Here is an 18,145-nt window from a genome sequence, read left to right as displayed (position 1 = left end):
CCACCCGGTCGAGGTCCCATTGCAGGCGGGTCATGTAGACCGGATCGCCGTCATTGTCCTCGGCCATATGGCCCTTGTTGGCCTTCATGAACGCCTCCACCGCCTCGCGCGGCCCGTGGATCCAGCGGGCGCCGGAGAACTGGGTCGGCTCGAAGCGCACGGGCAGGCCGTATTCCTGCTCGATCCGGCTCGCCAGCACTTCGAACTGCAGCTGGCCGACCACGCCGACGATGTAGCCGGAGCCGATCATCGGCTTGAAGATCTTGGCCGCGCCTTCTTCGGCGAACTGCATCAGGGCCTTGTCGAGATGCTTGGCCTTCATCGGGTCGCCGGCGCGGCAGGTCTGCAGCAGCTCCGGCGCGAAGGCGGGGATGCCGGTGAAGCGCAGGTCCTCGCCCTCGGTCAGCGCGTCGCCGATGCGCAGCTGGCCGTGGTTCGGGATGCCGATGATGTCGCCGGCCCAGGCGTCGTCGAGCACCTCGCGTTCGGAGGCGAGAAACATGACCGGGTTGGAGATCGCCATCGGTTTCCCGGACCGCACATGGGTCAGCTTCATGCCGCGCTTGAAGTGGCCCGAGCAGAGCCGCAGGAAGGCGACCCGGTCGCGATGCTTGGGGTCCATGTTGGCCTGGACCTTGAAGACAAAGCCGGAGACCTTTGATTCCTCGGGCGAAACCTGTCTAGGCTCGGCCGGACGCGGCTGCGGCGGCGGCGCGAAATCCGACAGGCCCTGGATCAGCTCCTGCACCCCGAACGAGTTCAGCGCCGAGCCGAACCAGATCGGGCTCATCGTGCCTTCGCGGAACGCCTTGGCGTCGAATTTCGGCAACAGGCCGCGGGCCATCTCGACCTCGGTCTGCAGGGTCTCGAACTGGTCCGGGCTCATCTTCTCAGCGAGCCTCGGGTCCGAAATATTCGAGATCGAAAGGCTTTCGCCGCGCACGTTGCGGTCGGCGCGGTCCATCACGTTCATGCGGTCGCGCAGCAGGTCGTAGGCGCCGACGAAATCGCGGCCCATGCCGACGGGCCAGGAGGCGGGGGCCACGTCGATGGCCAGCATCTCCTGGATCTCGTCGATGATCTCGAAGGTGTCGCGGCTTTCGCGGTCCATCTTGTTGCAGAAGGTCAGGATCGGCATGTCGCGCAGCCGGCAGACCTCGAAGAGTTTCCTGGTTTGCGACTCAACGCCTTTGGCGCCGTCGATCACCATGATCGCGGCGTCCACCGCGGTCAGCACGCGGTAGGTGTCCTCGGAGAAATCGTCGTGGCCCGGCGTGTCGACCAGGTTGAACCAGGTCCCGTTCCACTCGAACGACATGGCGGAGGCGGAGACCGAAATCCCGCGCTCCATCTCCATCTTCATGAAGTCGGAGCGGGTGCGCCGGGCCTCGCCCTTGGCGCGCACCTGGCCGGCCATCTGGATCGCGCCGCCGTAAAGCAGCAGCTTTTCGGTCAGCGTGGTCTTGCCCGCATCGGGATGCGAGATGATCGCGAAGGTGCGCCGGCGGGCGATCTCCGGGGGGAGCACGGGGGCGTTGTGAGCAAGATCCTGCATGGCGCGCGGTATAGGGGCGGGGCGCGGCCGCGGCAAGCGGGGTCGGCGCGTCGGGCGAGCCGTTCGGCCGTCCGCCTCCGGCCCGGGTTGCCCGGCCCGCGGCCGCGGCCTAGGGTTCGCCGCGAAATCGACACGTCAGCGGGAGGACGACATGGATCTGGGCATTCGCGGCAAGACCGCCATCGTATGCGCGAGCTCGAAGGGGCTGGGCAAGGGCAGCGCCCAGGCGCTGGCCGAGGCCGGGGTGAACCTGGTGCTCAACGCCCGCGGCGAGGAGGCGCTTGCCGCCACCGCCGACGCGATCCGGAGCGCCCATCAGGTGCAGGTCGTCATCGTCCCCGGCGACGTGACCACCAACGCGGTGCAGGCCGAGCTGGTCGGCCAGGCCAACGAGATGGCCGGCGGCGCCGTCGACATCCTGGTCAACAACGCCGGCGGCCCGCCCCCGGGGATGTGGTCGGACTGGGAGCGCGCGGACTGGGAGAAGGCGCTCAACGGCAACATGCTGACGCCCATCGCGCTGATCAAGGCGGTGCTGCCCGGCATGATCGAGAAGAAATGGGGCCGGATCGTCAACATCACCTCCGCCTCCGTCCGCTCGCCGATCCCGATCCTGGGGCTGAGCAACGCGGCGCGCGCGGGGCTCACCGGCTATGTGGCGGGCACCTCGCGCCAGGTCGCCCAGCATGGGGTGATCATCAACAACCTGCTGCCGGGCGCCCATGCCACCGACCGCATCGCCAATCTGTCGGCCAACGAGGCCAAGGCGTCGGGCAAATCGGTGGAGGAGGTGACCGCCGCCCGCGCCGCCTCGCTGCCCACCAAGGCGATCGGCACGCCGGAGGATTTCGGGCAGACCTGCGCGTTCCTCTGCTCGGACTACGTGCGGTTCATGGTCGGCCAGAACATCCTGCTCGACGGCGGGGCGTTCAACTCGACCACGTGAGCCGGAGATGAGCGGGGCGCGGCGATGAGCGGGCTCGGCCATCGCCCGGCCGTGATCCGGCGCGGGGGCGCGGGCGACGCGGTGGCCTGCGCGGCCATCGAGGCGCTCTGCACGCGGCAGTTCCGCGACAGCCCGCAACCGGCCGTGGCCGCGCGCCCGGCCCCGCCCCCCCGCCGTCCACGTGGCGGCGGCGGAGCGGGGCGAGCTCTTCGTCATCGAACCCGGCGAGGGCGGCGGGATCGCCGGCTTCGCCTGGTTCGTGACCGCCGCCCCGGACCTGCATGTGGCCGAGCTCGACGTCGCGCCGCGCTTTCAACGGCGCGGGCTGGCGCGGGGGCTGCTCGACCACGCCGCGGGACTGGCGCGGGGGCGGGGGCTGACCGGGCTCAGCCTGACCACCTTCGCCAATATCGCCTGGAACGCGCCCGCCTACGCACGGATGGGGTTCCGCCCCCTCGCGCCCGAAGACGCGCCCGAGATCTGCCGTGCGGAGACGGCGCGGCTCGCCGCCCTCGGCTTCGATCCGGCCACCCGCGTCGCCATGCGGCGCTCGGTCTGATCCCGCAACCTTGCCTCCGCCCGCCACGGTTGCTAGGCGCTGCTGAGCGATTTGGTCGGGTTTCTCCGCCCCCCGAACCAGGTCCCCAGGCCAAGGAGCCGCCCGACCCGTGAGCCGCCGCCCGTGACGCCCTTTTCCGACAGCCGGTCATGACCGCCGCCGCCGCCGCACCGCGGCTCGCGCTGCGCGGACTGCATCATGCCTATGAGGGGCGGATCGTGGTCGACGACGTGTCGGTGGAGATCGCGCCGGGCGAGATCCTGTGCCTGCTCGGCCCCTCGGGCTGCGGCAAGTCGACCACGCTGCGCATCGCGGCCGGGGTGGAGCGGCAGGATCGCGGCGAGGTCTGGCTCGACGGCGCCGCGGTTTCCGACGGCGCCCGCCACGCCCCGCCCGAAAGGCGCGGCGTCGGCCTGGTGTTTCAGGACTTCGCCCTCTTCCCGCATCTGACGGTGGCCGAGAATGTCGGCTTCGGCATCCCCCGGTCCGAGCGCGCCCGGGCCGAGACGCTGCTGGAACGCGTCGGGCTCGCGGGCTATGGCCGGAAGTACCCTCACCAGCTGTCGGGCGGCGAGCAGCAGCGCGTGGCGCTCGCCCGTGCGCTCGCCCCCCGGCCGCGGGCGATGCTGATGGACGAGCCGTTCTCCGGGCTCGACAAGCGGCTGCGCGACGAAGTGCGCGACGAGACGCTCTCGGTGCTGAAGGCCGAAGGGGCGGGGGTGCTGCTGGTGACGCATGAGCCGGAGGAGGCGATGCGCATGGCCGACCGCATCGCGCTGATGCGCGACGGGCGGATCGTGCAGGTCGGCGCGCCCTATCACATCTACAATCATCCCGCCGACCTGAAGGCGGCGGCGTTCTTCTCCGACCTCAACGTGATCCGGGCGCGGGCGCGCGACCGGCAGACCGAGACGCCCTTCGGCCGGTTCCTCACGCCCGGCCTCGAGGATGGGTGCGATGTCGACATCGTGATCCGTCCGCAGCACCTGAAGATCGACGCCGACATCGGCGCGGGCCCGCCGAAACCCGGCCCCGCCACCGGCCTGCCGGCGCATGGACGGGTCGAGCGGGCCCGTTTCATGGGCTCCGAAAGCCTGATCGAGGTGCGGATGGCGCATGACGGCTCGATCCTACGCGCCACGGTGCCCGGGGCCTGGCTGCCGCAGAAGGGCGCGGGCCTCTGGCTTTCTCTGCGCCGTGATCGCTGCTTCGTGTTTCCAACCGGGAATTCTGCGGCCCCGAACGCGGCGCGAACGCATGAATGATCGATCGGGGCTTCAACCGGGCCGCGCGATCCAATACATGTGCGAATGACAGGCTGCGCCTTCGCGCGGCCAAGCGGAAAGGGAGGCAGGGCCATGGCCCCGAGCATCTGGCAGATCCTGATCGTCGTCGTCCTCATCGTGCTCCTGTTCGGCAGGGGCAAGATCTCCGGCGTCATGGGCGACGTCGCCAAGGGCATCAAGAGCTTCAAGAAGGGCATGGCCGACGACGACGAGCCGTCCCGCAAGGTCGAGCGCCACGGCGAGGATGCCGTCGACGTGACCCCCAATGGTGAGAAGAAGGACGCCTGAGGCCCCTGACGCGGCCTTCGGAGGGCGACATTCATGTTCGATATCGGCTGGTCCGAGCTCCTGATCATCGGCTCTCTCGCCCTGATCGTGGTTGGCCCGAAGGACCTTCCGGGGATGCTCCGCACCCTCGGTCAGGTCGTGTCCAAGGCGCGCCGCATGGCGCGCGATTTCCAGCGCACCATGGAGGACGCGGCCGATGGCTCGGACTTCAAGGATCTGCGCGAGATGCAGAAGTCGATGACCGACTGGAATCGCAAGATCGGGACCGGGGCGCCGCGGAAATACGCGGAGAAGGTTCTGAACGGAGAGGACAAGGCGAAGGCCGCGACGCCCGAACCGGGCTCGCTCGACGCCGCGGATGCTGCGGCGAACCGGCAATGGGAAGCCGAGAAGGCCGCGGCGGAGGCGCGCGCCGCCGCCAAGGCGGCCGAGGCCGGTCCGACCCCCGCCGCTGCATCTGCGGTCGCGCCCAAGCCCGACGCCCCTGAGCCCAAAGCCCAGGGCTCGGTCTGATACCGGCCGCCGGGCGCGGCCGCCCGATCCGGGACGCGCACGTTCTGCGCGGCCCATCCATGAGGGTCGCGCCCTGTCGCCTCCCTGTCACGTCAGTCGCGCCGACGCGCGACGCGGGGCCCGGCCCGTCCGGCGCCCGTCCGAGAGGGTGATACCCCGCCGATGAGCGAGACCGATGACGAGATGGACGCCTCCAAGGCGCCCCTGATCGAGCACCTGACCGAACTGCGGACCCGGCTGATCTATTCGCTGCTCGGCGTCGGCGCGACGATGATCGTTTGCTTCATCTTCGCCACGCAGATCTTCGACATCCTCACCGGCCCGCTGCACAACGCGCTCGTCGACCGCGGCATGGAACCGCGGCTGATCTACACCGCCCTGCAGGAGAAGTTCTTCACCGACCTGCGCATCGCGATGTTCGGCGGCGTGTTCCTCGCCTTCCCGATCATCGCCATGCAGATCTGGAAGTTCGTGGCGCCCGGCCTTTACCGCAACGAGCAGAAGGCGTTCTGGCCGTTCCTGGTGGCGACGCCGGTCCTGTTCATCATGGGCTCGTGCCTCGTCTACTTCTTCGTGGCGCCGATGGCCTTCGGGTTCTTCCTCGATTACGGCACCAATACCGGGGTGGACGACGGCGTCGTCACCTCGACGGAATTCCTCGGCAAGGTCCGGGAATATCTCGACATCATGATGACCTTCCTGCTGGCCTTCGGCATCTGCTTCCAGCTGCCGGTGCTGCTGACCCTGATGGGGCGGGCGGGGCTGGTGTCGGCCGCGGGCCTCGCGCGCACCCGCAAATACGCGGTGGTCGCGATCGCGGCGGCGGCCGCGATCCTGACCCCGCCGGACCCGCTCAGCCAGCTCGGCCTCGGCATCCCGGTCTATCTGCTCTACGAGATCTCGATCTTCCTGGTCCGCATGTCCGAGCGCCGACGCGCCCGCGAAGAGGCGGAGTTCGAGGATGACGACGACGAGGAGAACGGGGACGACGACGAGGAAGCGGACGACGAGACCCATGCCGCGGCGGAGGAACGCAAATGACCGGTTTCGGCCGCCCGCTGACCGCGCTCGAGGATCAGGCGACCAAGGGCGAGGATCTGATGACCCGCCTGGTCGCGGCGCTGGAGCGGATGAGCCCGCCGCCGCTTTCCGCCCCTGACTTCGCCGCCGCCGACGTCTTCGTCTGGCACGCCTCGCCGGATCGGCTGACGCCGGTGCCGCAGGTCAGCCGGGTCGGGCTCGATCTGCTGGTCGGCATCGACCGCTCGCGCGACACCCTGCTGGAGAACACCGCGCGTTTCGCCGACGGGTTGGCCGCGAACAACGCGTTGCTGTGGGGCGCGCGCGGCATGGGCAAGTCGAGCCTGGTGAAGGCGGCGCATGCCCGGGTCAACGAAGGCCGCGACAACCCGCTGATCCTGGTGGAGATCCAGCGCGAGGACATCCCCTCCGTCGGGCGTCTGCTGGGGCACCTGCGGGCCGCTTCCGACCGCCGCTTCGTGCTCTTCTGCGACGACCTGAGCTTCGACAAGGACGACGCGCATTACAAGTCGCTGAAGGCGGTGCTGGATGGCGGGGTCGAGGGGCGGCCCGAGAACGTGATTTTCTACGCCACGTCGAATCGTCGCCACCTGATGCCGCGCGACATGATCGAGAACGAGCGCTCGACCGCCATCAACCCCTCGGAAGCGACCGAGGAGAAGGTGAGCCTGTCGGACCGGTTCGGGCTGTGGCTGGGGTTTCACCAGGGCACGCAGGACCAGTACCTGGCCATGGTGCGCGGCTATTGCGACGCCTACGGGATCGAGATCTCCGACGACGACCTGCGCGCCGAGGCGATCGAGTGGCGCCAGACCCGCGGCGCCGTGTCGGGCCGCGTGGCCTGGCAGTTCGTCACCGACCTGGCCGGCCGGCGGGGCCTGAAGCTGGGTTGATCGCCCACGCTTCGGCCCCCGTGCGGCCCGTTGGGGCCGCGCCCTTTTCAGACATCCGCCGCGTCAGAAGAACGCTTCGGGGTTCTCGGAGAAGGCCCCGCGCCGCACTTCGAAATGCAGCGTCGCGGCGCCGCCCGACGCCGGGGCCACGTCGCCCAGCACGTCGCCGGCGCGCACCGGGGCGCCCTTGACCACATCCACTTCGCCCATCCGGCTGTAGACGGTCATCAGATCGCCCTCGTGGCGGACCAGCACGATGTTCCCCCACTCGCCCAGAGACTTGGACACCAGCGCCACGACGCCGTCGCCCGCCGCGCGCACCGCGTCGCCGGCCGAGGCGGCGAAGTCGACGCCATCGTTGCGGCTCGCCCCGCCGCCCGGACTGAACTTGGAGACGACCTGACCCGGGACCGGGCGCAGGAACTTGCCCGGCGCCGGAGCCGACACCGCGCGCGGCTTCGCGGCCGCGGCCGCGTCGGCCGGGGCCGGTGCGGAGGCGATTTCGGTCGGCCGCGTCGGTGCGGACGCCGGCGCGGCGGGATCGCTCTGGTATCGCTTCAGATCGGGCGAGGCCAGCGGCTGGGCGGCCTGCGTGTCGCGGGGCAGGGGGGCCCCGGCGCTCGGCGGCGGCGGCGCGTCGGAGGACGCGCCCGGAACGGCGATCGCCGCGGTCCCGGTCCCGACCCGGGCCGAGGGGCTGGGGATCACCAGCACCTGGCCGGGGGCGACGGCGTAATTGGGCCCCGACAGCGCGTTCCAGCTGATCAGCGCCTCGGGCGACACGCCATAGATGCGGGCGATGGAATAAACCGTCTCGCCGGATCTCACATCGTGATAGCCGACCTTGTTGGGGTCGCCCCCGGCGGCGACCAGGGTGCCTGAGCCGACGCCGGGGCTCGAATCCCCGTCCAGCGCGCCGGCGACCAGCGCCGGCGACCAGCCGTCGCTTCCCGCCGTCGCCGCGGGCGATGGCGACGCCGACGAGGTCGACGCTGCGGTGGGCGTGGGCTCCGACAGCGGCGAGGACAGCGAATCCAGCGTCGCCTCGCCCTGGCTCCGGCTCACCGGCGAATAGCCGGCGGAACCTCCATAGCCGCCGGCGCGCGGCGGCAGCACCAACTCGTCGCCGGGCTTGGGCAGGTAGGAGGTGGGCAGGCCGTTATAGGCCGCGAGCTCGGCGGCCGAGACCCCGACCCGCGAGGCCATCGCCTGCACCGTGTCGCCGCTGCGCGCGATGATCCCGGCATAGTCGGGGCGCACGACCACGCCGCGCGAATCCGGTTCGGCCGACTCGATGCCGCGCGGGGCCGCAGGGGCGCTGCGCGAGGACGGGACGGACGGGCTCGCCGTCTCCGGCGCCTCCCCGCCGCCGCAGCCGGCGACCAGCGCGGCCAGCGCCAGCGCCAGCGCGACGGAGGTCGCGGGACGGATCCCGCGCCAGGCCGACGCGGCGTCGGCGGCGGGGAAAACCTGCGGGGCGATGTGAATTCGGGTCATGGCTACCTTGCGTGTCCTTGAGGCGGCGCGGCTCTCCGGCCTTCCGGCCGGACCCGCAGGCTCCGCTCAGTTATCCATATCCTCGGCCACGCCCTCCAGGAGGGGGACGAAGCGGACCGGCGACAGTTCGGAATAGATAGGGCCCTCGGCCGTCTTCTCGATGCGCAGAAGCTGCTGCATTTCGTCGGACTGGCCCACCGGCAGAACCATGATCCCGCCGACCCGCAGCTGGGAGAGCAGCAGGGAGGGCACGTCCTCCGCCGCCGCGGTCAGCAGGATGCGGTCGAACGGGGCCTGATCAGGCAGGCCGAGCGCCCCGTCGGCGGTCATGATCGAGACATTGGCGAGCCCGAGCCGACGCTCCACCACCTCCCGCGCCTGACGGGCGAGCGGGCGGTGGCGTTCCAGCGAATAGACCCGGCGGGCGAGGCGGGCGAGAATCGCCGCCTGGTAGCCCGAGCCCGCCCCGATCTCCAGCACCTTGCAGCGCGAGGTGACGTTCAGCGCCTGGGTCATCTGCCCGACCACGGAAGGCTGGGATATGGTCTGCCCGCAGGCGATGGGCAGCGGCAGATCCTCCCACGCCCGGTCCTTGAACGACCGGTCGAGGAAGGCGGCGCGCGGGGTCTTTTCGAACGCATCTAGCACGCGCGGATCGGTGACGCCATGCGAACGCAGCGCGAAGATCAGCTGCATGCGCTGCTCCGGCGTGCCTTCGGCTTCGATCCGCGCGTTGGGGCTCATGCGGAGGCGGGCTCCGTCGCGGCGAGCGCGCGGGCCACGTCCTCGACCGCATCATGGGCGGTGACGTCGGCGCGCAACGGGGTCACGGTGACCCAGCCCTGGCTGCCGAGCCGCGCGTCGGTGTCGTCCTCGCATTCCTCGTTGCCGCGGCCATGGGCCAGCCAGTAATAGCTGCGGCCGTTGGGGGCGACCTCCTCCTGCGCGCGAAAGGCGTTGTCGGGCCGGCGGCCCTGACGGGCGGCGCGCACGCCCTTCACCTTGTCGCCGGAGCAGGGCGGGAAGTTGACGTTGTAGAAGATCCCGTAGCCGTGAAGCGGGTCCCAGGGCATGTCGAGCACCTTGCGCACCACGCCGGGGCCGGCGCGGCGGGCGGCCTCGAAGAGGTCGCCCTCGTCCATGCCGGGCGCATAGGCCTGGCTGAGCGCGATCGAGCGGATGCGCTGCAAGGCGCCTTCGCGGGCGCCGGCGACGGTGCCGGAATAGGAGATGTCCTCGGCCACGTTGAAGCCGCGGTTCACGCCCGACAGGATCAGATCGGGGAGCGCGCGGTGCATGACATGGCCGAGCGCCATGATCACGCAATCGGCCGGCGAGCCGTCGACGGCGAAGCGCCGCGGCCCCAGCTGGGTCACGCGCATCGGCTTCGTATAAGAGATGCAATGAGATACGGCGGACTGCTCGCTTTCCGGAGCGACCGTCCAGACTTCGCCGTCCGGCCCCGCGATCGCGAGCGCGATGTCCTCGGCCGCCTTCAGGCCGGGCGCGGTGATGCCGTCGTCGTTGGTGATCAGAATTCGCATGGAGCCCCCGATGGGACCCGGACCGTTCCGGGACCGATGATGCACCCGCGACACATAGCTTTGCGAGCGCGTCAGGTCCAGCGGGGCGGGCGTCGCTTCCCGCCCCTTTCCGGACGTTTCGATCAGGCGAGCGTCCCCTGCGGCGTGATCCGCGACGCGCCGTTCATGCGCGGGCGCAGGACTTCGGGGATGGAGACGCCGCCCTCGGCGTCCTGATGGTTCTCGATCACCGCGATCAAGGTGCGCCCGACCGCGAGGCCGGAGCCGTTGAGGGTGGCCACGAACTCGGGTTTCGCTTCCGCCTCAGGGCGATGGCGGGCGTTCATGCGACGGGCCTGGAAGTCGCCGCAATAGGAGCAGGACGAGATCTCGCGATAGCGGTCCTGGCCCGGCAGCCAGACTTCGATGTCATGGGTGCGGCGCGCGCCGAAGCCCATGTCCCCGGCGCAGAGCGCCATGGTTCTGTAAGGCAGTTCAAGGTCTTCGAGGATGCTCTCGGCGCAACGGGTCATGCGCTCCAGCTCCGCCTCGCCGTCTTCGAGGCGGGTGATGGAGACCATCTCCACCTTCTCGAACTGGTGCTGGCGGAGCATGCCGCGGGTGTCGCGGCCGGCGGAACCGGCTTCGGAGCGGAAGCACTGGGTGTGGGCGGCATAGCGGCGGGGGAGGGTCTCGGCGGTCAGGATCTCGCCGGCGACGAGGTTGGTGAGGGTCACTTCGGCGGTGGGGATCAGCCACCAGCCGTTGTCGGTGCGGTAGGAATCTTCAGCGAATTTAGGGAGTTGGCCGGTGCCGATCATCGCCTCGTCGCGCACGAGGACGGGGGTCCAGGCCTCGGTCAGGCCGTGGCGGTCGACATGGGTGTCGACCATGTATTGGGCCAGCGCCCGATGGAGGCGGACGAGGGGGCCGGTGAGGACCACGAAGCGGGCGCCGGAGAGTTTGGCGGCGGCGTCGAAATCCATCAGACCCATCGGCTCGGCGATGTCGAAATGCTCTTTGGGAACAAAGTCGTAGGCGCGGGGGGCGCCCCAGCGTCTCATCTCGACATTGTCGTTCTCGTCCCGGCCGTCAGGGATCGAGTCCAGCGGGAGATTCGGGAGCGACATCAACTGGTTGCGAAGGGTTTCTTCGGCGAGTTTGGCCTCTTCCTCCAGCCGGGCGATCTCGTCCTTCTTGGCGGAGACGAGGGCGCGGAGGCGCTCGAACGCTTCGGTGTCGCCGCGGGCCTTGGCGGCGCCGATTTCCTTCGACGCGGCGTTGCGGTCGGCGAGGGCGGTCTCGGCGGCGAGGATGGCGGCGCGACGGGATTCGTCGAGGTCGAGCAAAGACTTCGAGACCGAAGCTACACCACGCCGGGAGAGCGCCGCGTCGAAGGCGGCGGGGTTTTCGCGGATCAGGCGGATGTCGTGCATGGGAGCCTCCGGGGGTCCGAGTCGCTCTGGATGGGGCGGGTTATGCGACAGCCGGGCGCGGAGGAAAAGGCGCGTGTGAAAGGGGGGGTGACATGCGTGCACCGCGCGTGCACCGGGCGTATGCCGAGCGGAAGGGTTGGTTATTGGGTGGACGGGGTCCAGTCGGGGTCGATTTCGTGGGGTTGGACGGGGGAGTCGAAGGGGGTGGCGGGGTGGTCGCCTAGACGGGCAAGTGCATGGCCGGCCGGAGGCCAAGCCAGGCCATTCCGCTCGCGCCAGTTGCGCCAGCGGCTGATGAAGTCAGCAATTTTCAACCTCTCAGCACACCAGTGCGGCGGACGCACGAAATCACCAAATTCTGGAAGCAATATCGATCCATCAGCGAAGATTTTCATGGCCTTTGATGGGGTGATTTTCAATACTTCACTATAGTCACCTGATTGCAACCCTGCGCCATCAACGGAAACCCTCTCAAAATCGATTTCAGATAGAGTAATCCAATTCAAATAGGCGCCACGCATGCTCGCTTCGCCGAAGCCAGCGCCATCAATCTCTGCTAAGGTGAAGTCTGCACCATCCAATTTCGCTCCTATTAGTATCGCTCCCTTCATATTCGCTTCGCTGAATGATGCTCCAGACATTTCCGCCATAACAAAGTTTGCCCTTTCGATCCTAGCAAGGTCGAGGGCCACACTTTCCATTTTACTTCTTGCGAAGCTGATCCCTCGTAGGTCGAGGCCACGAAGGTCGTTGCGCTCAAGCTTCGCGCCACCGAGATCTGGGTTGTAGCGGGGGGTTCGCATGGCCTCTTGCGCGCGCTGATCCAGGCCGCGACGGCCAAGGATGGTGAAGGCCGTCAGGATGTCGATACGGGGGCGGGCGAGTTCCTCGAGGTTCTCGGAGTTCTCGCGGATGTAGGCGCAGAGAGTCTCCATGATCGGGACGTGATCGCGGAGGCTGTCCTGGGCGATGCGCTCCAGCGCGTAGAGGGCGCCGAGGCGGACTTCGAGGTTGGGGACGATGCGCTCGACCGTGTGCGAAGGTTGATTGGAGTGGGGGTCGATTACCACCTCATTCAGCGTCTTCTCCGTGCCGAGCATCTTCACAGCTTCGTTAATGCGCGACGTGATGTTGGTGGTCTCGGCGGTTTTGGCCTGCTGCCTCGCCGCGCTGGCGGCGCGGTCGGCGGTGACCGCTCGCCAGACCACGAAGGGCGCGGAGAGCAGGGCCACGAAGAAGACGGCGACGTTGCGGAATTGCTCGGAGTCGGAGAGGGGCGCGCTGCGGGCGGCGGAGATCAGGCCGATGCCGAGGTCCAACACCAGCCAGAGAAGGGCGAGGCTGGCGAGCAGGCACAGGACATAGGCGAGGTGGCCGAGGGTTTCGGGGTAGCCCGCCTCGGCGCAGCGGGCGGCCCAGCGGTCGGAGACGTCCCAGGGGAAGCGTCGGGTCTTGGGTCGCTGGTCGTCGCTCAAAATCCGTCCCCCGTTCAACCGGCGCTCATCCTGCCTCGGGGCGACGTCACGCGCCAGCGGGAAGCGCGCGGTCGGGGCTCCTTGCATCGGGGGGCTCCGCGGCTATAGTCCGCGCGCTCTTGCGGGCCGGGTGGGGCACCCCATTTCAGACCGGCGCCGCAGCAAGATCCGCCCTGCGACGCGCCCCGCGACGCGCCCTGACTCGACCCCAAGGAGACGGCATGTTCATCACCCCGGCCTACGCTCAGACCGCCGGCGCCGGCGGGCCGCTCGGGAGCCTCGGCTCCTTCGTGCCGCTGGTCCTGATCTTCGTGATCTTTTACTTCTTCATCATCCGTCCCCAGCAGAAGCGGGCGAAGGAGCACAAGGCCATGCTCGCCGCGCTGCGCCGCGGCGACCAGGTGATCACCGGCGGCGGCCTGATGGGCAAGGTCGTGCGGGTGAAGGACGACGACGCCGAGATCGAGGTGGAGATCGCCGAAGGCGTGAAGGTCAAGGTGGTGCGCGCCACCATCGCCCAGGTGGTCTCCAAGACCGAACCGGCCGCCGAGAAGATCTGAGCCGACCGGCCCGGACCCCTCCCTCGGCCGCGGGCCGGGGGCGGGGGCGGGCGTCGCGCCTCATCCCGCCCCCCGCCCCCATGACCCCGCGCCGCGCCCCGCGCGGTGGCGACGGAGAACCCGATGCTCCACTATCCCGCCTGGAAGACCGCGCTGGTGCTGCTGATCTGCGCGGCCGGCGTGATCTTCGCGGCGCCCAACGCCTTCTATTCCACCGTCGAGCGCGCCAATGACGCCCGCGCCGCCATCGAGGCCGGCCGGACCGGGCCGGAGCTGGAGGCCGACGCCGAGGCCTGGCCGAGCTTTCTGCCCTCGTCGCTGGTCAATCTCGGGCTGGACCTGAGGGGCGGCGCGCATCTGCTGGTGGAGGTCGCGGTCGCGGATGTGCATGCCGAAAGGCTGGATGCGCTGTGGCCCGAGGCGCGCAGCGCGCTGCGCGACCTGCGCGACCAGGTGGGGCCGTTCCGCCGCATCGGGCGCGAGGGGGCGCAGGCGCTGACCATCCGGCTCGAGCAGCCGGAAGGGGCGGAGATCGCGGCCGACGCGCTGCGCGAGCTGGCGCAGCCGGTGTCGGGCGGGCTGCTCGGCGCGGGCGGCCCGGACATCGCGGTGGACGTGGACGGGCCGACCCTGACCGTGCGGCTGACCGAGGGCGCGATCGCGGCCATGGACGACCGCACCATGGCGCAGTCGCTCGAGATCGTGCGCCGACGCATCGACGAGACCGGCACCCGCGAGCCGACCATCCAGCGCCAGGGCGACGACCGCATCCTGGTGCAGGTGCCCGGCATCGGCTCGGCCGAAGAGCTGCTGGCGATCATCGGCAAGACCGCCAAGCTCGCCTTCCACATGGTCGACAGCGTGACGGACGCGCAGGGCCATGCCGATCCCAACCAGATCAAGCTGCCCGACGCCAACGACCCGACCCGGTTCTATCTGGTCGAGCGGCAGGCGCTGATCACCGGCGACCGGCTGACCGACGCGCAGCCCGGCTTCGACAGCCGGACCGGCGAGCCGGTGGTGAATTTCCGCTTCGACGCCGCCGGCGCACGGCGCTTCGGCGAAGTGACCGCGGCCAACGTCAACCGGCCCTTCGCCATCGTGCTCGACAACGAGGTGATCACCGCGCCCAACATCCGCGAGCCGATCACCGGGGGCTCCGGCCAGATCTCGGGCTCGTTCACCGTGGAGAGCGCGTCCAACCTCTCGATCCTGCTGCGCGCCGGCGCGCTGCCGGCCGAGATCACGGTGCTGGAGCAGCGCACGGTCGGCCCTGACCTGGGCGCGGATTCGATCGAGGCCGGCGAGATCGCGGTGGTGGTGGCCTTCGCCGCGGTGCTGATCGTGATGTTCGCCTGCTACGGCATGTTCGGGATCTATGCGAATATCGCGCTGATCTTCAACGTGGCCCTGCTGCTGGCGGTGCTGTCGCTGATCGGGGCGACGCTGACCCTGCCGGGCATCGCGGGCATCGTGCTGACCATCGGCATGGCGGTCGACGCCAATGTGCTGATCTTCGAGCGCATCCGCGAGGAGCTCAGGGCCGGCAAGCCGCCGGCGCGGGCCATCGAAACCGGCTACGAACGCGCCTTCACCGCCATCGTCGACGCCAACGTCACCACCCTGATCGCCGCGGTGCTGCTGTTCGCGCTCGGCTCCGGCCCGGTGAAGGGCTTTTCGGTGACGCTGGGCGTGGGCATCGTCACGTCGGTGTTCTCGGCGATCATGGTCACCCGCCTGATGGTGGCCTTCTGGTTCGCGCGCGCGCGGCCCAAGACCCTGACGGTCTGAGAAGGGACGACGGACATGCGCCTCAAACTGATCCCCGACGACACCCATTTCAACTTCATGGGCGTGCGCAAGATCGCGGTCGGCTTCTCGCTGCTGATGATCCTCGCGAGCCTTGCGGTCACCGCCGCCATCGGCCTCAACTTCGGCATCGACTTCCGCGGCGGCGTGATGATCGAGGCCCGGACCGAGGGGCCGGCCGATGTCGGCGCCATCCGATCCGCCGCCGGCAGCCTCGGCTTCGGCAGCGTGGCGGTGCAGGAATTCGGCGCGCCCAACGACGTGCTGATCCGCATCGAGGCCCAGGACGGCGAGGGCGACGCCCAGATGCAGGTGGTCACGGCCATCGAGAAGGCCCTGACCGAGGCCGTCGGCGGCATCGAGTTCCGCCGGGTCGAGGTGGTCGGCCCCAAGGTCTCCGGCGAGCTGGTCCAGCAGGGCGCGCTGGCGGTGGGGCTCGCGGTGATGTGCATGCTGATCTACATCTGGCTCAGGTTCGAATGGCAGTTCGCCCTCGGCGCGGTGGTGGCGCTGGTGCATGACGTGATCCTGACCATCGGCGTGTTCTCGATCACCGGTCTGGAATTCAACCTGTCGATCATCGCGGCGCTGCTGACCATCGTGGGCTATTCGCTCAACGACACGGTGATCGTCTTCGACCGGATCCGCGAGAACCTGCGCAAGTTCAAGCAGATGCCGCTGAAGGAGGTGCTCGACCTCTCGATCAACGAGACGCTGAGCCGGACCCTGATGACGTCCGGCACCACGCTGGTGGCGCTGATCGCGCTGTGGGCGCTGGGGGGCGAGGTGATCCGCGGCTTCACGCTGGCGATGATCTGGGGGATCGTGGTCGGCACCTATTCCTCGATCTTCATCGCCTCGGTTCTGGTGCTGCGCACCGGCGTGAAGCGGGACTGGTCGAAGCCGGACAAGACCGGGCCGGCCGGCACCAATTTCGGCGGCGCCCAGGTGTGAGCCGGCGGTCGTGAGCTGGTTTCCGGATGCGCTGACCGCAGCGGTCGCGCGTCCGGAATTCCCGGTGCTGGCGCTGGCCTGCCTGACGGCGGGGGTGGTGCGGGGGTTCTCGGGCTTCGGCGTGGCGCTGGTCTACATGCCGGTGGCCGCGGCCTTCGCGCCGGCCCCGCTGGCGCTGGCCACCCTGACGGTGTTCAACGCCTTCGGCGCCTTCGCGATGCTGGGCGAGAGCCTGCGGCGCTGCGAGCGGCGCGAGGTCTCCTTGATGCTGGCGGGCGTGCTGGCCGGCGCGCCGGTCGGGGTCTGGCTGCTGGCGACGCTTCCCAACGAGATATTGCGGTGGTTCGTGTGCCTCGCGGCGCTGGGGGCGGCGATGGCGCTGGCGTCGGGCTGGCGGGCGCGGGGCCGGGCCCGGCCCTGGATCGGCGCGCCGGTGGGGGCGGCGTCGGGGCTGATGGGTGGGATCTCGGGCCTGTCGGGAGTGCCGGTGGTGCTGTTCTATCTGGGGCGCGCGGCGGATCCGGCCCTGATGCGGGCCAATATCGTGGTGCTGTTCGCGGGCGCCTCGGTGGTGTCCGCGGCGCTGATGTGGCAGCGCGGGTTCTTCGGGATCGAGGCGGTGGGGATGGGGCTGGCGCTGGCCCCGGTTTTCCTGGCGGGGGTGGCGCTGGGACGAAAGCTGTTTCCGCTGGCCCCGCCGGAGATCTTTCGGAGGCTCGCTTTCGGATTGATTTTCTGCGCGGCGCTGACCGGGCTGCCGCTGTGGGATTGAGGGCGGGGGTTCGCGCCGGGGGGAAAGGGGCATAGGCTCCGCCCCGAGTCGCGCAATGAGGAGAGCAGGCCATGCGCATGCTGGAGATCGACTTCGAGGCCCGCCCGCCGATCGAATCCTATGGCGGCGGCGGCTTCCGCATCGGCGGCGTGAAGCGGATGGGAAGCCAGCTGCTGTTGCCGGGCGGGATGCAGGACTGGGCGGTGGCGGAGCTTTCGGGGCTCGACGCGGCCGGTCTCGCCCCGATTCTGGCCGAGGCCGGCGAGATCGACGTGCTGCTGCTGGGCGCGGGCGCCGACGTGGGCTTTCCGCCGGCCGAGGCGCGCGCCGCCTTCGAGGCGGCGAATATCGGCATCGACCCGATGTCCACCGCCGCCGCATGCCGCACCTTCAACGTGCTGCTGGCCGAGGGGCGCCGGGTCGCCGCCGCGCTGATCGCGGTCTGAGCCCTCGGGCTCGCGCCACGTCAGGCGGGGGCGACGGTTTCGCACGGGCTCCCCCCCTTGGACGAGCCGGTCCGCAGGGCTACATCCACCACAGGGCGGAATGGAGCGCCGCGCTCGTCGCGCGCTCCCCCGTCCGACGATACGAAGCGGCCCGCGGGCCGCGCACGACCCTGATGCGGCCCGGAGGGCCGCGCCGGGCGGGGCTCGACCCCCGCCGGGATCATCAAACCGGCGCGAACCCCACGCGCCCGACCGGGAGCAATACAAAATGGCTTTCACTCTTCCCCCGCTGCCCTACGCCCACGACGCGCTGGCCGATGCCGGCATGTCCAAGGAAACGCTCGAGTTTCACCACGACATCCACCACAACACCTATGTCGAGACGCTCAACAAGCTGGTCGACGGCACCGAATGGGCCGGCAAGTCGGTCGAAGACATCGTGACCGGCACCTACGACAAGTCCGCCGTCGCGCAGTCGGGCCTGTTCAACAACGCCTCCCAGCATTGGAACCACTCGCAGTTCTGGGAGATGATGGCGCCGGGCGGCAAGCCCATGCCCTCCGAGGTCGAGAAGGCGCTGACCGAGGCCTTC

The 18,145-nt window shown here is 69.6% G+C and carries 18 protein-coding genes and 1 pseudogene; 13 read left to right on the top strand and 6 right to left on the bottom strand.

Translation table 11 applies throughout. The annotated features are described in order from the left end of the window. A partial coding sequence (locus ACTB72_RS14480) for a peptide chain release factor 3 (protein ID WP_463037707.1) occupies positions 1–1,555 on the bottom strand: 1,555 nt, incomplete at its 3' end. 151 nt (positions 1,556–1,706) lie between these two features. Here ACTB72_RS14480 and ACTB72_RS14475 point away from each other — a divergent pair. The 7 genes and pseudogenes from ACTB72_RS14475 to ACTB72_RS14445 all read left to right on the top strand — a co-directional run bounded on the left by ACTB72_RS14475 (position 1,707) and on the right by ACTB72_RS14445 (position 7,081). Beyond that, entirely contained in the window at positions 1,707–2,501 is a 795-nt protein-coding gene (locus ACTB72_RS14475; RefSeq protein ID WP_463037706.1) for an SDR family oxidoreductase, read from the top strand. A 148-nt stretch (positions 2,502–2,649) separates the two neighbouring features. After that, positions 2,650–3,060, top strand: a pseudogene (locus ACTB72_RS14470) (GNAT family N-acetyltransferase); the annotation flags it as partial. Positions 3,061–3,209: 149 nt separating this feature from the next. Beyond that, positions 3,210–4,325 carry an ABC transporter ATP-binding protein gene (locus ACTB72_RS14465; RefSeq protein WP_463037705.1) on the top strand — a complete coding sequence of 372 codons (1,116 nt, stop codon included), beginning with the start codon at positions 3,210–3,212 and terminating at the stop codon, positions 4,323–4,325. A gap of 93 nt (positions 4,326–4,418) precedes the next feature. Continuing rightward, entirely contained in the window at positions 4,419–4,634 is a 216-nt protein-coding gene (locus tag ACTB72_RS14460; protein WP_463037704.1) for a twin-arginine translocase TatA/TatE family subunit, read from the top strand. 33 nt (positions 4,635–4,667) lie between these two features. Beyond that, positions 4,668–5,147: a Sec-independent protein translocase protein TatB gene (gene tatB / locus ACTB72_RS14455; protein ID WP_463037703.1), complete on the top strand. Its 480-nt coding sequence runs from the start codon at positions 4,668–4,670 to the stop codon at positions 5,145–5,147. A gap of 162 nt (positions 5,148–5,309) precedes the next feature. Continuing rightward, entirely contained in the window at positions 5,310–6,188 is an 879-nt protein-coding gene (gene tatC / locus ACTB72_RS14450) for a twin-arginine translocase subunit TatC (RefSeq protein WP_463037702.1), read from the top strand. A gap of 59 nt (positions 6,189–6,247) precedes the next feature. Beyond that, positions 6,248–7,081 carry an ATP-binding protein gene (locus ACTB72_RS14445; RefSeq protein WP_463037708.1) on the top strand — a complete coding sequence of 278 codons (834 nt, stop codon included), beginning with the start codon at positions 6,248–6,250 and terminating at the stop codon, positions 7,079–7,081. 63 nt (positions 7,082–7,144) lie between these two features. Here the strand turns inward: ACTB72_RS14445 and ACTB72_RS14440 are convergent, their stop codons facing one another. From ACTB72_RS14440 to ACTB72_RS14420, 5 genes are all read right to left on the bottom strand, one after another. After that, positions 7,145–8,578 (bottom strand): LysM peptidoglycan-binding domain-containing protein, encoded by a 1,434-nt coding sequence (locus ACTB72_RS14440; protein ID WP_463037701.1) that lies wholly within the window; start codon positions 8,576–8,578, stop codon positions 7,145–7,147. A gap of 66 nt (positions 8,579–8,644) precedes the next feature. Continuing rightward, positions 8,645–9,322, bottom strand: a complete 678-nt coding sequence (locus ACTB72_RS14435; RefSeq protein ID WP_463037700.1) for a protein-L-isoaspartate(D-aspartate) O-methyltransferase — start codon at positions 9,320–9,322, stop codon at positions 8,645–8,647. Next, positions 9,319–10,122, bottom strand: a complete 804-nt coding sequence (surE, locus tag ACTB72_RS14430) for a 5'/3'-nucleotidase SurE (protein ID WP_463037699.1) — start codon at positions 10,120–10,122, stop codon at positions 9,319–9,321. The genes ACTB72_RS14435 and surE overlap by 4 nt, the downstream gene beginning before the upstream one ends. 122 nt (positions 10,123–10,244) lie before the next feature. Next, positions 10,245–11,537 (bottom strand): serine--tRNA ligase, encoded by a 1,293-nt coding sequence (serS, locus tag ACTB72_RS14425; protein WP_463037698.1) that lies wholly within the window; start codon positions 11,535–11,537, stop codon positions 10,245–10,247. Positions 11,538–11,677: 140 nt separating this feature from the next. Further along, the gene (locus ACTB72_RS14420) at positions 11,678–13,012 is read right to left on the bottom strand and encodes a pentapeptide repeat-containing protein (RefSeq protein WP_463037697.1); all 1,335 of its coding nucleotides are present in this window, start codon (positions 13,010–13,012) and stop codon (positions 11,678–11,680) included. A gap of 221 nt (positions 13,013–13,233) precedes the next feature. Between ACTB72_RS14420 and yajC the strand changes: the two genes are divergently transcribed. The 6 genes from yajC to ACTB72_RS14390 form a co-directional block, all read left to right on the top strand. Continuing rightward, on the top strand, positions 13,234–13,572 hold the full coding sequence (yajC, locus tag ACTB72_RS14415; RefSeq protein ID WP_463037696.1) for a preprotein translocase subunit YajC: 339 nt from the start codon (positions 13,234–13,236) through the stop codon (positions 13,570–13,572). A gap of 123 nt (positions 13,573–13,695) precedes the next feature. Next, positions 13,696–15,363, top strand: coding sequence for a protein translocase subunit SecD (gene secD / locus ACTB72_RS14410; RefSeq protein WP_463037695.1), 1,668 nt, complete (start codon positions 13,696–13,698; stop codon positions 15,361–15,363). Positions 15,364–15,378: 15 nt separating this feature from the next. Beyond that, complete coding sequence (secF, locus tag ACTB72_RS14405; protein WP_463037694.1) at positions 15,379–16,335, top strand: protein translocase subunit SecF; 957 nt, start codon at positions 15,379–15,381, stop codon at positions 16,333–16,335. Positions 16,336–16,345: 10 nt separating this feature from the next. Beyond that, positions 16,346–17,107 carry a sulfite exporter TauE/SafE family protein gene (locus ACTB72_RS14400; RefSeq protein WP_463037693.1) on the top strand — a complete coding sequence of 254 codons (762 nt, stop codon included), beginning with the start codon at positions 16,346–16,348 and terminating at the stop codon, positions 17,105–17,107. 71 nt (positions 17,108–17,178) lie between these two features. Continuing rightward, positions 17,179–17,553 carry an Mth938-like domain-containing protein gene (locus ACTB72_RS14395; RefSeq protein WP_463037692.1) on the top strand — a complete coding sequence of 125 codons (375 nt, stop codon included), beginning with the start codon at positions 17,179–17,181 and terminating at the stop codon, positions 17,551–17,553. A 268-nt stretch (positions 17,554–17,821) separates the two neighbouring features. Beyond that, a partial coding sequence (locus ACTB72_RS14390) for a superoxide dismutase (RefSeq protein WP_463037691.1) occupies positions 17,822–18,145 on the top strand: 324 nt, incomplete at its 3' end.

The organism is Albimonas sp., from assembly GCF_055129145.1.
Note: the sequence above shows the minus strand (reverse complement) of the source record. Positions and strands in the feature narration are given on the sequence as shown.